This is a genomic window from Larsenimonas rhizosphaerae (assembly GCF_026240105.1).
In the GTDB taxonomy this organism is placed as follows: Bacteria; Pseudomonadota; Gammaproteobacteria; order Pseudomonadales; family Halomonadaceae; genus Larsenimonas; species Larsenimonas rhizosphaerae.
On the sequence record NZ_JAPIVE010000003.1, the window covers coordinates 523,233 to 537,337 of the forward strand.

General features: G+C 56.8%; 18 protein-coding genes. 11 read left to right on the forward strand and 7 right to left on the reverse strand.

The annotated features are described in order from the left end of the window. Positions 1–22: 22 nt before the first annotated feature. Complete coding sequence (iolB, locus tag OQ287_RS12500; protein WP_265896650.1) at positions 23–826, forward strand: 5-deoxy-glucuronate isomerase; 804 nt, start codon at positions 23–25, stop codon at positions 824–826. Positions 827–1,050: 224 nt separating this feature from the next. Here iolB and OQ287_RS12505 read toward each other — a convergent pair whose 3' ends face one another. Further along, positions 1,051–1,701, reverse strand: a complete 651-nt coding sequence (locus OQ287_RS12505; protein ID WP_250938798.1) for a pesticin C-terminus-like muramidase — start codon at positions 1,699–1,701, stop codon at positions 1,051–1,053. A gap of 101 nt (positions 1,702–1,802) precedes the next feature. Further along, on the reverse strand, positions 1,803–2,867 hold the full coding sequence (locus OQ287_RS12510; RefSeq protein WP_265896651.1) for an oxidoreductase: 1,065 nt from the start codon (positions 2,865–2,867) through the stop codon (positions 1,803–1,805). A gap of 140 nt (positions 2,868–3,007) precedes the next feature. On the opposite strand from OQ287_RS12510, the gene OQ287_RS12515 reads away from it, so the two are divergent. Further along, the gene (locus tag OQ287_RS12515; protein ID WP_265896652.1) at positions 3,008–3,952 is read left to right on the forward strand and encodes a tetratricopeptide repeat protein; all 945 of its coding nucleotides are present in this window, start codon (positions 3,008–3,010) and stop codon (positions 3,950–3,952) included. A gap of 46 nt (positions 3,953–3,998) precedes the next feature. Here OQ287_RS12515 and OQ287_RS12520 read toward each other — a convergent pair whose 3' ends face one another. Then, on the reverse strand, positions 3,999–5,165 hold the full coding sequence (locus OQ287_RS12520) for a MalY/PatB family protein (RefSeq protein ID WP_265896653.1): 1,167 nt from the start codon (positions 5,163–5,165) through the stop codon (positions 3,999–4,001). Between the two features lie 38 nt (positions 5,166–5,203). On the opposite strand from OQ287_RS12520, the gene OQ287_RS12525 reads away from it, so the two are divergent. Then, positions 5,204–5,638, forward strand: a complete 435-nt coding sequence (locus tag OQ287_RS12525; RefSeq protein ID WP_250938792.1) for a hypothetical protein — start codon at positions 5,204–5,206, stop codon at positions 5,636–5,638. A gap of 4 nt (positions 5,639–5,642) precedes the next feature. On the opposite strand, the gene OQ287_RS12530 is transcribed toward OQ287_RS12525, so the two are convergent. Continuing rightward, complete coding sequence (locus tag OQ287_RS12530; RefSeq protein WP_250938791.1) at positions 5,643–5,996, reverse strand: hypothetical protein; 354 nt, start codon at positions 5,994–5,996, stop codon at positions 5,643–5,645. Between the two features lie 99 nt (positions 5,997–6,095). Between OQ287_RS12530 and ybaK the strand changes: the two genes are divergently transcribed. The 5 genes from ybaK to OQ287_RS12555 all read left to right on the forward strand — a co-directional run bounded on the left by ybaK (position 6,096) and on the right by OQ287_RS12555 (position 9,080). After that, on the forward strand, positions 6,096–6,569 hold the full coding sequence (gene ybaK, locus OQ287_RS12535; RefSeq protein WP_265896654.1) for a Cys-tRNA(Pro) deacylase: 474 nt from the start codon (positions 6,096–6,098) through the stop codon (positions 6,567–6,569). Between the two features lie 51 nt (positions 6,570–6,620). Beyond that, the gene (locus tag OQ287_RS12540) at positions 6,621–6,935 is read left to right on the forward strand and encodes a hypothetical protein (protein ID WP_250938789.1); all 315 of its coding nucleotides are present in this window, start codon (positions 6,621–6,623) and stop codon (positions 6,933–6,935) included. Beyond that, positions 6,932–7,453 (forward strand): DUF501 domain-containing protein, encoded by a 522-nt coding sequence (locus OQ287_RS12545; protein ID WP_265896655.1) that lies wholly within the window; start codon positions 6,932–6,934, stop codon positions 7,451–7,453. The genes OQ287_RS12540 and OQ287_RS12545 overlap by 4 nt, the downstream gene beginning before the upstream one ends. 64 nt (positions 7,454–7,517) lie before the next feature. Next, on the forward strand, positions 7,518–8,069 hold the full coding sequence (locus tag OQ287_RS12550) for an LOG family protein (RefSeq protein ID WP_265896656.1): 552 nt from the start codon (positions 7,518–7,520) through the stop codon (positions 8,067–8,069). 39 nt (positions 8,070–8,108) lie between these two features. Beyond that, positions 8,109–9,080, forward strand: a complete 972-nt coding sequence (locus OQ287_RS12555; RefSeq protein ID WP_265896657.1) for an NAD(P)H-quinone oxidoreductase — start codon at positions 8,109–8,111, stop codon at positions 9,078–9,080. On the opposite strand, the gene OQ287_RS12560 is transcribed toward OQ287_RS12555, so the two are convergent. Continuing rightward, entirely contained in the window at positions 9,077–9,565 is a 489-nt protein-coding gene (locus OQ287_RS12560; protein WP_250939153.1) for a 3'-5' exonuclease, read from the reverse strand. The genes OQ287_RS12555 and OQ287_RS12560 overlap by 4 nt on opposite strands. A gap of 92 nt (positions 9,566–9,657) precedes the next feature. Further along, a complete protein-coding gene (locus tag OQ287_RS12565; RefSeq protein WP_265896658.1) occupies positions 9,658–10,182 on the reverse strand; it encodes an SEL1-like repeat protein in 525 nt (174 codons plus the stop codon). 265 nt (positions 10,183–10,447) lie between these two features. Between OQ287_RS12565 and OQ287_RS12570 the strand changes: the two genes are divergently transcribed. From OQ287_RS12570 to OQ287_RS12580, 3 genes are all read left to right on the forward strand, one after another. Next, positions 10,448–11,485: an NADP(H)-dependent aldo-keto reductase gene (locus tag OQ287_RS12570; RefSeq protein WP_265896659.1), complete on the forward strand. Its 1,038-nt coding sequence runs from the start codon at positions 10,448–10,450 to the stop codon at positions 11,483–11,485. A gap of 133 nt (positions 11,486–11,618) precedes the next feature. Beyond that, on the forward strand, positions 11,619–12,392 hold the full coding sequence (gene yaaA / locus OQ287_RS12575; RefSeq protein WP_265896660.1) for a peroxide stress protein YaaA: 774 nt from the start codon (positions 11,619–11,621) through the stop codon (positions 12,390–12,392). Positions 12,393–12,454: 62 nt separating this feature from the next. Then, positions 12,455–13,270 (forward strand): Tim44 domain-containing protein, encoded by an 816-nt coding sequence (locus OQ287_RS12580; RefSeq protein WP_265896661.1) that lies wholly within the window; start codon positions 12,455–12,457, stop codon positions 13,268–13,270. A gap of 140 nt (positions 13,271–13,410) precedes the next feature. Here the strand turns inward: OQ287_RS12580 and OQ287_RS12585 are convergent, their stop codons facing one another. Then, the gene (locus OQ287_RS12585) at positions 13,411–13,617 is read right to left on the reverse strand and encodes a hypothetical protein (RefSeq protein WP_250938775.1); all 207 of its coding nucleotides are present in this window, start codon (positions 13,615–13,617) and stop codon (positions 13,411–13,413) included. Positions 13,618–14,105: the final 488 nt, after the last annotated feature.

A 14,105-nucleotide genomic window follows, 5' to 3' on the forward strand; every position in this document is an offset into this window, starting at 1 on the left:
CGAATCGTCAGGAGGAGTACAAATGACTTCGTTACTGATACATCCCACCCCCCCGGATGCCCAGGGCACTGTAATTGACGTGACCCCCGCCTCCGCCGGCTGGACCCATATTGGCTTTCGAGTACACCGGCTCGCCAGGGGCCAGCGTCTGGAGGCAGGCAGCGGTGATCAGGAAGTCTGCCTGGTGCTGATTACCGGCCGTGCAAACGTTGCCTGTGGGGAGCATCGCTTTGCCGACATTGGCAAACGCATGGATGTCTTCGAACAGATCCCCCCCTACGCGGTGTACCTGCCAAATGGCGTTGACTATTCGGTGGAAGCAACCACTGAACTTGAGCTGGCAGTGTGTGCAGCCCCGGGATATGGCAATCATGTGCCACGCCTGATCGCACCGGAACACATCAGGCAGAGCACCCGTGGGAAAGGTACGAATACTCGGCATGTGCATGACATTCTACCGGAGACGGAGGCCGCCGATAGCCTACTGGTGGTCGAGGTATTCACCCCGGCTGGTAACTGGTCGAGCTATCCGCCCCACAAGCATGATGCAGATAATCTGCCCCATGAGTCTCAGCTGGAAGAGACATACTATCACCGTATCAACCCATCTCAGGGGTTTGCCTTTCAACGCGTCTATACCGATGACCGATCACTTGATGAAACCATGGCAGTGGAAGACGGCTGCTGTGTACTGGTGCCAGGGGGCTATCACCCCGTAGGCGCTGCCCACGGCTACTCACTTTACTATCTGAATGTCATGGCAGGGCCAAAGCGGGTATGGAAATTTCATAACGACCCTGATCATGAGTGGTTAATAAAGACGTAACAGGGCAACGGTTATATATACCCGATCATTCTGATACCAGGTGGTCTGAATGCCTGAAAGAGCCAGTGTCATTTCATGAACGGCCTGTTTTGCAGCCGCGAATACAGAGCCATCCGTTCATGTCCCCCGGCTCACGATCCATCATTGAAAAAGCCGATTCACAGGGTGAATCGGCTTTTTAACGCCTTGTATTTTTATCCCTGCGTTATCACACGTCGACGATATCAGGGATCATTTGCCGCAGGCTGCAATGACACCACCTCCGAGCGACCGAACATATGATGCTTCAGATAAGAAGCCTCCCGGTGACGACGAGTGGCGTAGTTGTCACCGAAATCCACCAGCTCGGTAATCATGCCCATCCAATTCTGCAAGACAGCATATGACCAGAACCGCGGAGCGCGTGCTGCCAGGTTCGGCCCGTACTGGATGGCTACGCTGGTCATTACCGTAGCCGCCGCTGAAGGCAACGAAGCCCAGCCATTTTCCGGCGACGTTGATTGATGGGCATCATAGTGATGGGCCAGCGTTTCAATGATGCGCCCGTACACTGCATGATCAAGCTGGTGTACTTCCTTTTCCGATAGTTGCAGCGGGCAAGCCTCCAGCGCCTCAACCGCCTTTTGTCGCTTGAGGCCGACATACGGCGCCAGCTTTTCGATCAAGCCCCGGGGCAGTGACAGCCCTGCCAGCTGGGCCATATCCATCTGACCAATATCGATACCGTGCCCTACGGTAACACCGCTTTGACTGCTGTCCGGCATGGGAACACATGCCTGTGTAGCATCACCACCCTGCTCCAGTTCAAAGATGAAATCAAAGTCGATGGCAGCAGTAGCAATCTGTGCCGGGGTACGAGTCGGTGCTTCAGCCATTGTCTTTCTCCCTGGTGGTACGCGGTACATATCCACCATAAGGGAGGCCACGCGTCAGTGCGCGTGGCAGGCAGTGTCAGTCTTAAGGCTTACACTAGTAATCATATAGTGCTATCGAAGTAAACCTCACGACGCTGTTCGGCACTTTGCTTGCCAAGCTCAAGAAGGCGCATGGTATCCAGGGCGCTGCTCAGGCTGACCGGGGCGTCGCCATTATGCTGCAGGGCATGCCTGACCCCCTCATAAAAGGCCGGATAATTGCCGTGTAGCGATGGCCATGTTTCCCGCACCAGATGTCCGTTGGCATGGCGTGTTATCGTGCCGGGCACCGGGTCGGCTCCCCAGCCCTCGAATCCAGGTCGAGCACCGCTTCGGAGCGCCGCCTCCTGAGGATCCATTCCGTAAATGGTATAACTGCCGGTCGTACCATGCAGACTGAATCGGGGCGCCGGCTCGCAGGCTACGACTCCTCCGTGCAACAGCACCCTGAAGCCGTTATACCGAAGAACAACATGGAAATAGTCCGTTGCCTGGCCACCTTCCCGTAAAATTCCCAGATCGGCGTAGATCCCGTCAGGGCGACCAAACAACTGTAATGCCTGATCTCCCAGATGTGCCCCCAGATCCATCCAGTTGCCGCTGCCCGGGCCGGGCTGCTCCTTCCATTGGCCGTGGTCCACTGCCGGACGAAACTTGTTGAAGCAGGATTCAAACTGTTTCAGTTCACCCAGCGTGCCCTCTTCCAGCAAGGCACGAATCGTCAGAAAGTCGGCATCCCAGCGCCGGTTGTGAAACACCGCCAGCATCAGGCCACTGCCCTCGGCCTTTCGTGCCAGCAGGGTGGCTTCGTCAAGGCTCAGCGCAAAGGGCTTGTCCACTACCACATGCTTGCCATGCTCCAGTGCCTTCATGGCGATCTCTGCATGGGTATCGTTGGGCGTGGCAACTACTACCAGATCAATATCATCGTCATTCAGCGCATCCTGCAGCGAGCAGGCATGTGCCTCAGGATATTCGGCATGAACGAGCTCAGTCTGTCGGGTAACAACCCTGGAGAGCTCCAGACCCGGCGTCGTGCTGATCAAGGGCGCATGAAAGGCCTTCCCGGCCAAGCCAAAACCGATCAGTGCTACGCGGGAAACGCCGTGGGAGGGTGCTTCGGACATGATATCTTTTCCTTGAGTGCTTGAGGCTTCCCCATGTCAGCTCAATATATCCACTGACATGGCGGTTGAATTTATGGCCAACTGACAGCATTACTTCAGATAACATACCTATCCAGATCACACCGAGCCAGGAAAGAGCGATGCAAATAGTTGACCCAAGAACCGGCGCCCCGATGGAAAGCCCGTCATCCGCATCTTCCGGTCAAAAAGCCGGCGATACCGCCGCCATTGATGATGCGCACCTCATCGTGGATGTCGACATGAGCAACTTCCAGCAGGTCGTGCTCGAAGGATCCATGCAGACACCTGTTCTGCTCGATTGCGGCAGCCATAATTCGGAGGCAAGCGCCCAGCTGGCGCCCGTGCTTGAGAAACTGGCCCGTGAGTATGCCGGCGCGTTTGTTCTCGCCCGGCTAGATGCCGAGCAGAATCCACAGATTGCCGCCCAGCTTGGCGTGCGCTCGGTGCCTGACGTCAAACTGATCAGCCAGGGCCAGCTGTATGATCAGTTCCAGGGCGCCCTGCCTGAGCATCAGATTCGTGAGTGGCTGGGGAAATACCTTCAGCTGCCGGAAACCGCCGGGCCAAGCCCCCATGAACAAGCTGTAGAAGCCGTCGCGACCGGTGATACCGCCACGGCAAAGGCACTTTATGAACAGCTCATCAGTGAATCACCGGAACATCATGCATATCGCATCGATTATGCCGGCGTCCTGACCAGCGAGGGCCAGTTCGATCAGGCCCTGGAAATTCTGGATGCCCTGCCACCTCAGGACCGGGACAGCACACCAGGCCGCGGCGTTCGTGCTCGCATCGATTTTGCCCGGCAGGCCCCTGCCGCTGATGAAGTCAATGCGCTCGGCGAGCGGAATGACAGTGAAGCACAGCTTGTCAGAGCCCGTTTTGCACTTGGTCAGGGACGCTATGAAGAAGCACTTGAAGGGTTGCTGTCATTGATGAAAAGCGATCGCAGTTATGGTGATGACGCTGCCCGCAAGACACTTCTGGAAGTGTTTGATGCCCTCGGCAAGGACCACGAACTCACGACGCTTTACCGCCGCCGCATGTTTACCCTGCTGTACTGAAGCAGCACGATGACGGGCCCGGCAAAACGCCGGGCCTCGCGTTTATTTATCCGGCCAGCACGCGGTCCATTCGCTCAAGTGCAGCTTCAAGCGTGGCTTGATCCGTGCCGAAGTTAAGTCGTACAAAGCCAGGCCATCCGAAATCTGCCCCATCCGACAAGGCGACACGACAAGCCTCGAGCAGAGCCTGTTGAGGTGCCTGATCAAACCCGGCCTTCCGGCAATCAAGCCAGGCCAGATATGTGGCCTTCGGCGCGCACCAGCTCACTCCAGGCCAGCGTGCGACATAATGCTCGATCAGTTCCACATTACCTCGCAGCAGCGTCAGTAATGCCTGACGCCACGACTCACCATCCCGATACGCTGCCAGCGCAGCAGTCTGCCCCATGATGTTGTCGGATGGCGTCAACCCCAGACACGCCTTCCGAAACCGACGTCGCAGCGCAGGGTCACTGATCACGGCACAGGCGCTGGTCAGTCCAGCGACATTGAAGGTCTTGGAGGGAGCCCATAACGTAATGGTTCGAGAAGCCAGCCGCGGCTCGGCGCTGATCAGCGGCGTATGGGTGCGGGCATCATCCAGCAGCAGGTCACAGTGCAGCTCATCCGAGCAGATCCAGAGGTCATGACGCTCAGCCAGGTCGGCCAGCGCACTCAGCTCCTGACGAGAAAACACATGCCCGGTCGGGTTATGAGGATGGCACAGCAGCAGCATGCGGGTGCGAGGAGTAATCGCCGCCTCCAGCGTCTCCAGATCAAGCTGCCAGTAAGGATGCCCTTCTTCGGGGGGCTTCATGGGGGCAGCCTGGGTATGACGACCGATGTTTTCCGCCACATGCAGAAACGGTGGATAAATGGGCGTCAGCGTCACGATATCGTCGCCCTGCTCTGTCAGACACAGACCGGCAATGTGGAGCGCCGGCACAACGCCAGGCAGCCACAGCTGCCAATCGGGCTCGACCCTGAAGTCATAGTGCGCCTCGCTCCACTCACAAAGTGCCGTCTTGAGAGCCTCCGAGGGAGAAGTATATCCGAACACCCCATGCCGGGTGCGCGCCTCAAGTGCATCAATCACCGGGGCCGGGGATTTGAAATCCATATCGGCCACCCACAGGGGAAGGACGTCATCGTCATAGCGGCCCCACTTGCTGGATCCCATCTCGCGCCTGTCGGAGGGCGGCGTAAAATCAAAGGCATCGTGCGCGCTTGTCATGGTATAAAGCCCTTCTCCTCAACTTCGGGTAATTACGTATGACCGTAGAACAGGACCCCGGGTTCTATCGACTTGCCATGCAGGGCCTTTCCCATCTGGTCGGTCACTGGCTGCTGATTGGTGATGCGGATGCCGACCGGCTGGCCGTCATCCTTGCTGATACTGCACGCCTTACAAAGCTTGGCCAACCCACCGACAACCCGAGCGGCCACCAGCTGACGTCCTGGGCTCAGGGTGAACAGCCGCCAATGTGGGTAGCTCGTGCCTCGCTTTTTCTACTGGTGCAGATGCCACGGCGCCCTGCCCCGCAGACTCCCGAAGAGGCGGCGGCCTGGGCCTATGTCTGGCTTCGCCTGCGTGACCATGAAAGCAGGGACGCGGCACTGAAGGCCTTGCCTTCTCATGTTCAGGAGAGCCTGAAGGACACCATGGACCGTGCCTGGCTTGACCTTCATTCACAGCGATTGATTTAATCAGTCAATCCTGACGCGGACGACGCGACCTGGGCTGAAATCCTGCCGGCTTGTCGGCCAGCCAATCGACAAAGGCACGAATATCCGGGTGGCTCAGCAATGCCTCGCGACTGGCGTGATGCTCTCCCAGAGCCTGTTCGCTCAGAACCACATGAATATGGCGATGACAGGGGCGACACAGCCATAGAATAGCACTCAGCATTTGCTCCCGACTGTAACGCTTTCGAAATCGCTTGCGCCCATGAACCGTTCGCGGAATCAGATGGTGTCGAGTCAGTGCAGCCACCGGCCGGTCGCACAGCTCGCACCGCGCTGGCCTGTCCTGCTTCCCGGGAGGTAATGAGAACTCAGGTGGCATGCGCCCTCCATGATCGTTACCTTGCATGAATCACTTTGCAGTGCACTATAGATCATCACCCCTTGTGACTGCTGCCCCTGACAAGGAGCCGATACCTGCATGACGCCTGCCATTCGCCTGCTGAAACAGCAGGGCATCCCGTTTGACACTCTCCGCTTCGAACACGCAGAGGGAGCACACTCCTTTGGCGATGAGGCCGCCCAGGCACTGGATTATCCGGCTGCCCAGATATTCAAGACACTGATGGTCACTCTGGATCAAAGAAAACTGGTAGTGGCGATTGTTCCTGTAGCCGGCACACTGGATCTCAAGGCATTGGCCAGGGCTGCCGGAGCCCGCAAGGCTGCCATGGCAGAGCGTGCATCAGCCGAACAGGCCACCGGCTATATCATCGGGGGTATCAGCCCGCTCGGACAGAAAAAATCGCACCCCACATTCATTGATGCAAGCGCACGGCAATGGGATGCCATACTGGTCAGTGGTGGCCGAAGAGGGATCGATATCTCACTGGCTCCCGAAGATCTTGCGCGACTTGTCAAAGCACAGTTTGTCGCTATCGCACGGGTAGACTGACAGGCCGCCTGTATCCGCTATCATGATAGAATGCACCCGAAGGAGCATGACATGGCGCCAGGGCAGTACGATCTTTGGCTGTATCCGCAGGATATCGACCGACACCGACGTATCGAGGCCGACCTTCAGGGCTATTTCATGGAGCGGTTTGCCGATTTTCCGCACATCCGCCTGCCTGTGGCACAAAGCCTCGATCAGGAAGTACCGTTCAATCGGCTGTACGATTCGCTGATCCATCGGGCACGCAGCTGGTGCCGGGAACACCGCGATTATTCGCCCAGCCCCATGCAGCTCAATCAGGCCTTTTTCAGAGCCGTCTCACGCTCTCCCAAGTTCATCATAGAAGACGACACGTCCCATTCATGATCATTCAGACAGATCACGCGCCCGATGCGCGCCAGCTCGACATCATTGCCCATCAACTCGGCCGCGCCCCCCATGGCATACAGGCCGTCAGTGCCGAAGATCACAAGGGCACGCCGCTGGTTCTTCGCATGCACTCCCTGATCGATGACAAGCCCTTCCCCACACTCTACTGGCTCTGCAGTGACCGCCTCAAGGTGACGCTATCCCACCTGGAGGCTGCCGGGGTCATCAAGCAACTGGAAGATGCCCTGCGTGATGACCCGGATTTCATGGCCCGTTACCGGGAAAGCCATGAAGATTATGTCCGACAACGCTGGGCCTTCATGCCAGAACCGCAGCGTGATGAAGTACGTCGCCGGGGATTTGAAGACATTCTGACGCATCGGGGAGTAGGCGGTATCGCCAACTGGACGCAGGTACGCTGCCTTCACACGCAGTATGCGCATCACCTCTGCGGTCATAATGTTATTGGCCAGTGGGTCGATGAACATTATCCGGACGTTGCAGCGTCCGTTTAACCTTCAGCAGCCAGCCGCAGGTTATCGAACTCTTCAAAGCTCACTATTCGACAAGGGGCACACCATGATCAGTATCTGCGTATATCTGGGTTCTCGCGATGGCCAGGATGCTCGATGGGCGGCACTGGCCGAACGTACCGGCAGACTCATTGCAGAGCAGGGATGCCGGCTGGTTTACGGTGGAGGCAGGGCCGGTTTGATGGGGCGCTGCGCCGATGCCGCGCTGGAAGCCGGTGGTGAAGTCATCGGAGTAATCCCTGAGCATCTGGTGTCCCGCGAGGTCGCTCATACCGGGCTGACCCGGCTTGACCGGGTCGCCAATATGCATGAGCGCAAGGCCCGCATGGCCGATCTGGCTGACGGCTTCATGACCCTGCCTGGCGGCATCGGTACGCTTGAAGAGCTGTTCGAAACCTGGACCTGGCGCTACCTTCAACTGCACGGAAAACCCCTGGGGCTGGTCAACGACAATGACTTTTTTACGCCCCTGCTGGACTTTATCAACAATGCAACGCAGGCAGGCTTTCTGGACCCGACGACCAACAGGATGTTGCTCGCCGAGCCTACGCCGGAGGCATTGCTGGATAAACTACTGACCGCACACCATCATCACTGACAGTGTCGGACAACGCACCCCATGGAAGAGGAGCGTCTCATGTACGCCATCCATATCGAAGATGATCATACCCTCAGCTGGCGCAAGGGCGCCAAAATTGCCGAACCAGGCGAGTTTGAAGTTCGCATCAATGTCGCCTGGGCGGGAATGAATCGGGCAGACAGCCTTCAGCGGCAGGGAAACTACCCCCCACCGCCCGGCGCATCGGAAACGCCCGGACTTGAGGTCAGTGGCACCATTGCCGCCATCGGCTCCGGTGTTACCCGCGTCAAGATCGGGGACCGTGTCTGTGCACTGCTGACCGGCGGCGGTTACGCCGAGCAGGTAATAACACATGAGCTTCAGGTATTGCCGCTGCCTGAGGCGTTCACCCTCAAGGACGCCGCTGCGCTTCCCGAAGTCTTTGCCACGGCGTGGCTCAATCTATTCATGGAAGCCGGGCTGCAACAGGGTGAGCGCGTGGTACTGCATGCTGGAGCCAGTAGCGTAGGCACAACGGCCATCCAGCTCTGCAAGGCGTTCGGCAATCCCGTATTTGTCACGGCAGGCAGTGATGACAAGATCGAACGATGCCGTGCTCTTGGCGCCGATGATGGCTTCAATCGTCACAACGGCAGCTTCGTTGATGCCGTCAACGCCTGGGGCGGTGCGGATGTCATTCTTGATCCCGTAGGTGGTGACTACCTGCCCCAGAATCAGAAGGTACTGAAGACCGACGGGCGTCTGGTCATGATCGGCGTCATGGGGGGCATGGAAGAGACCCTCAACCTGGGCACCATGCTGATGAAGCGCCAGCGCATTATCGGCTCTGCCCTGCGCTCTCGCTCTCCCGAGCAGAAAGGCAACATCATGCGTGAGCTGCACGAGCAGGTCTGGCCACTGCTTGGTTCGGGGAAGATAGCGCCCGTGATTGATGGCAGCTGGCCGGTCGAACAGGCCAATGAGGCCATGGACTACATGGAAGGCAATAGCGGCATGGGCAAGTTGTTGCTGGAAATAGCGGACACTTAATCGGTCTGGCTGGACCGCAGATACGTTAATTGAAGCAGGCGAGCATCCTCACCGGCGCGATGCCGACGGATGCTCGCATCACACAATACCTCTTCCTTGACGTCAGACCATCGATTGAGCTGAGCTTCATCAAGGAGCCGCCGCAGGCTCTCAAGCCTGAACCCCGGCAGCATCCCGGCATGGTGAAACATCAGTGACAGCCAGGTATTGTCAAAGCCCCAGCTGTCGCTATAGGCAATTTGTACATCCTTCAGCTCATCATTAAGCCAGCGGGCGACATCACGCACGGGGTACCCCTCTCGAGCCAGACGTGCCCGGGAGATGCCATGCAGTAATTCTGCCTTGGGATCCCAGTGCACCCATTCTTCGCAGGGCTGAATCAACAGGGCACAGGTAGTACCGTCAGCACGGGCAAGGCCAACTTCGATAGGGTAGCTTCCTCGACCGAACCCGGAAGCTTCAACGTCCAGAATGACAGGCAGCATCTCGTGGTTACCCACCCTTTTCAGAAAGCACAAGGGACACGTTGTGTCCCTTGTATCAAGCCTGGCAGCTTAGTTCCCTGACGGCGAATGAACTAATGTATCGATACTGCCATGGCAGGCGCATTACGTGCCGAAAATGCTGGCACGTCAGAGGTCGTTACAACCCTGCTCTCCCAGTAATCGGCACGAGCCGGATCAATCTGAAGGCCCAGCTCACCACATGTATATGCACGAGCCAGGCGAACAGCCGCTTCCTCGTGACCGGCTTCTGCTGCTCGCGCAAACCAGGTCACGGCACGCGAATCACGCTGCGCATACTGCGCGCAACCGAATTCGAAGATCCGGGCAGCATGATACTGTGCCTCGATGTCACCGGCCTCGGCCGCCATGATCACGAAACGAGCGCCACGCGCCTTTTCCTGAGAAGAGGCTCCACAACGAAACAGCAACAGCCCGTACATGGACTGGGCATTTACATGACCGGCATCGGCACAGCGCTTGAAAAGACGCATGCTCAAACGATGCCAGCGAAGGGTATTCTTGCTTTTACAGGTATAAAGTAAACGTTCAGCCAACCGATATTCCAGTCGCGTAACGAGTGAAGCAGCCTGCAACATGGCGACTCACCTTTGAAACGATAATCAAAGTATTCAACGTCCCTTGTCATCACTGACGCAGGGCGTCCATCAAACCGATTTCACAATACGCGCAAACAGCACCTCTCTGTGCCGTGCCACCGTATCATCACGCTTACTGGCCGCCTGTCGACGGGCAGGGCCGGCAATATACGCCTGGAACCCCTGCGACTCAACCCTCCATTGCTGCTTTTTAGCGACCTGTCTACCATGAAGGCTCACTTCCCAGCACCGGAACGGTTTTCTCATGGAAAGACGCCCCCTTGGCAATAGCGGTATTGATGTCAGTGTTCTGTCTCTGGGCACCATGACCTTTGGTGAACAGAACTCGGAATCCCAGGCGCACGAGCAGCTCGACAGGGCACTGGATGCCGGCATCAATTTCATCGACACGGCAGAAATGTACCCTGTCCCTCCCCGGGCAGAAACCCAGGGCCGGACAGAAGAGTTCATAGGTAGCTGGCTCAGGCAGCGCGGCAGACGGGACGACATTATCCTTGCCAGCAAGGTCGCCGGTGCCGGCCGCGACATGACTCATCTACGAGGCGGTCCGAAACTGTCACGTCAACACATCCACGAGGCGGTAGATGCCAGCCTGACACGCCTTGGCACGGACTACCTGGACCTTTACCAGCTTCACTGGCCGGACAGACAATCCAATTATTTTGGCAAGCTCGGGTATGTGCCCGTCGATGACAGTGATGCCACTCCGATCGAGGAAACACTGAGCGCTCTGAAGGAATTGGTTGATGCCGGCAAGGTCCGTACGGTAGGGCTGTCCAACGAAACAGCCTGGGGTGCCATGACATTTCTGCACCTGGCCGACAAGCTGAATCTGCCGCGGATGGTCAGCATTCAAAATCCTTACAACCTGCTGAATCGCAGCTATGAAATCGGTCTGGCGGAGGTCAGCCACCGCGAAAACGTAGGGCTACTGGCTTACTCGCCACTCGCATTTGGCGTACTGTCAGGCAAGTACCTGGGCGGCGTAAAACCCGAAGGCGCCCGCTTGAGCCTGTTTGAACGCTTTCAGCGCTATACCTCTCCACTGGCAGAAGAGGCAACCTGGGCTTACGTGGACATTGCACGTCGGTTCAGTCTGGATCCGGCGCAAATGGCTCTGGCCTTTGTCAACTCACGCCCCTTCGTGACCAGCAACATTATCGGCGCGACCACGATGGCGCAGCTTGAAAGCAACATCGGAAGTGCCTCACTGACGCTGAGCGATGAGGTCATCGAAGCACTCGAAGGTGTTCATCATCGTCTGCCCAACCCCTGCCCCTGAACATGAGCATGACGAGGCAGGCCAATAAGGCCTGCCTCAGGCCCGTATAGCTTAAAGCAATCTGTAGCTCACCTCTGTATATCGGCCAGGTGATATACTATGAACCTAACACCGGAACACAGAGGTGCTACCCATGCTGAGCGTGATTTCGCCGGCTAAAACGCTCGACTTTGAGACGCCACCATCCACCCGGCTGCATAGTCAGCCCGACTTTCTGTCCCACAGTCGGGAACTGATCGATGTATTGAGGACTTATTCACCTCAACAATTGGCAGACCTGATGAAGCTCAGTGACAAGCTGGCCGGTCTGAATACAGCCCGTAATGCCGAATGGCATACGCCTTTCACTCCCGAAAATGCGAAGCCGGCAGTGCTGGCCTTTCAGGGAGACGTTTATCAGGGGCTGGAAGCAGAGCGCTGGCAGGAACAGGACAATGAGTGGGCCCAACAGCATTTGCGCATTCTATCGGGCCTGTACGGCGTTTTAAGGCCATTTGATCTGATCCAGCCCTACCGGCTTGAGATGGGCACAAGACTGGCCAACAGCCGCGGCCAGGACCTCTATAGCTATTGGCGCAGTGACATTACCACTGCCCTGCAGAACGCCGTAGAAGAAAGTGGCTCAGCCACCCTTGTAAACCTGGCCTCGAATGAGTATTTCAAGGCGATGGACAAAAAGGCATTCGGACCAGAGATCATTACCCCTGTGTTCAAGGATGCCAAAAATGGCCAATACAAAATCATCAGCTTTTACGCCAAGAAGGCACGTGGCCTGATGAGCAACTGGATGATACGCCAGCGTCTTGATGACCCTGAAGCGCTCAAATCCTTCAATGAGGATGGCTACAGCTTCAATCAGGCCATGAGCGATAAAGAACAGTGGGTCTTTACCCGAGAAGCCCCCTGAAAAAAGCGGGTCCCCGACCACCACAACCACACCTTCATATTGACCAACCTGGGAGTTCTTTCATGAGGCACCTTCTTATCACCTTCATGGTGGCCCTGATGACGTTTGGCGTCGCGGTAGATCATGCCGAAGCCAAGCGGATGGGCGGCGGAAAGAGCTTTGGCTCCTATTCGCGCTCATCACAATCTGCAACCTCAACCAACCGCGCTACCACACCACCTCGTCAGGCCACTGCACCAAACAGCCGGCTTTCACGCTTTGCAGGCCCGTTTGCCGGCATGCTGGCAGGCGGCCTTCTGGCATCAATGTTCTTCGGTGGCGCTTTTGACGGCATCCGGATGACAGACATGCTGCTGATCGCGCTGGTAGCATTCATCGCCTTCAAGTTCCTGCGCCGCCGGCGACCGGCCATGGCAGGTCACGGTCAGCAGGAACAACCGTGGCAAAACCGCCAGGCCCAGCCCGAAGCCCCTGTTGCCGGAAGTGGTGGCACAGCATCACGTTCAGGTACTCCTGCATGGTTTAACAAGGAGCAGTTCCTGCAGGGCGCCAAGGAGCACTTCAATGCCCTGCAGCGCGCATGGGACAAGAATGATCTACCGGAAATTCAGGAATATGTAACGCCTGAACTCTACAACATGCTTCGCAAGGAACGTGCCGAGCAGCCTGTTAACAACGAAACCGAAGTGGTCAAGCTGTTTGTCGAGCTGGGCAGCATCAACGAGTTTGATCAGCAGGCTGAAGCGACTGTACTGTTCCACGGGATTATCCGTGAAGAAGGCAAGGAAAGTGAGTTCAATGAAACATGGCACCTGACGCGCCAAATCAAGGATGGGGCGCCCTGGTACATTCAGGGTATTGAGCAGAACGCGACCTGAGCACTGCTTCGATACAGAAAAGGCCAGCGGAAGCTGGCCTTTTTCATGTCTACTGTTTGCGAAAGCCATTTCTCCATGGCACTCACTAAAAGAAAAGGGTCGGCATATTGCCGACCCTTTTTCTGCCAAAGCGCGATCAATCAGTGATCGGTAGCTTCTTCAGCCTTGTCACCCAGCTCTTCAGCCTGATCCTGCATTGCGTCGCCAGCATCCGATGCTTTTTCCTGCGTATGCTCAGCGGCGTTATCAATCTTTTCACCGGCCTGCTCTGCCGGGCCTTCTTTTTCACAGCCTGCCATTACCGTGGCAACCATCATCACACATACAAAACTCAGCAGCTTTTTCATAGCATTTTCCTTGCGTAAATATGGATGCGTCCTTGCTCATTATCGAGCGCGTGCCTTGTGCACACTACCACTAACGCTACATAACGAAAACAAAAAAAACCTCAGTACAAAGTACCGAGGTTCCCATCAATACGTTTGAAGCCATGATGAGCCTCACACGTTGGATATTATTTCAACACGGATGGATCTAGCCGACCATAGCGCTTTAGCCGCACGACCAAGGTCTAGCCACAGGGGATAAATACCAAGGCTAACGGGGCTCTTTATTCAACCTTCATCAATCCAGAGCCCGCTGCACTGCCTCTGTGCCTTGTCCAAACAAAGCCCTTGCCCTGCACAGCTTTTTTTACGCAGCCCGGTGGCCGACGCCGCTGTTTTTTTGAGCCATAAAAAAAAGCCCCTGGTCGTATGACCGGGGGCTTTGGTATAGATGCCTGACGATGACCTACTCTCGCATGGAGAAGCTCCACACTACCATCGGCGCTAAG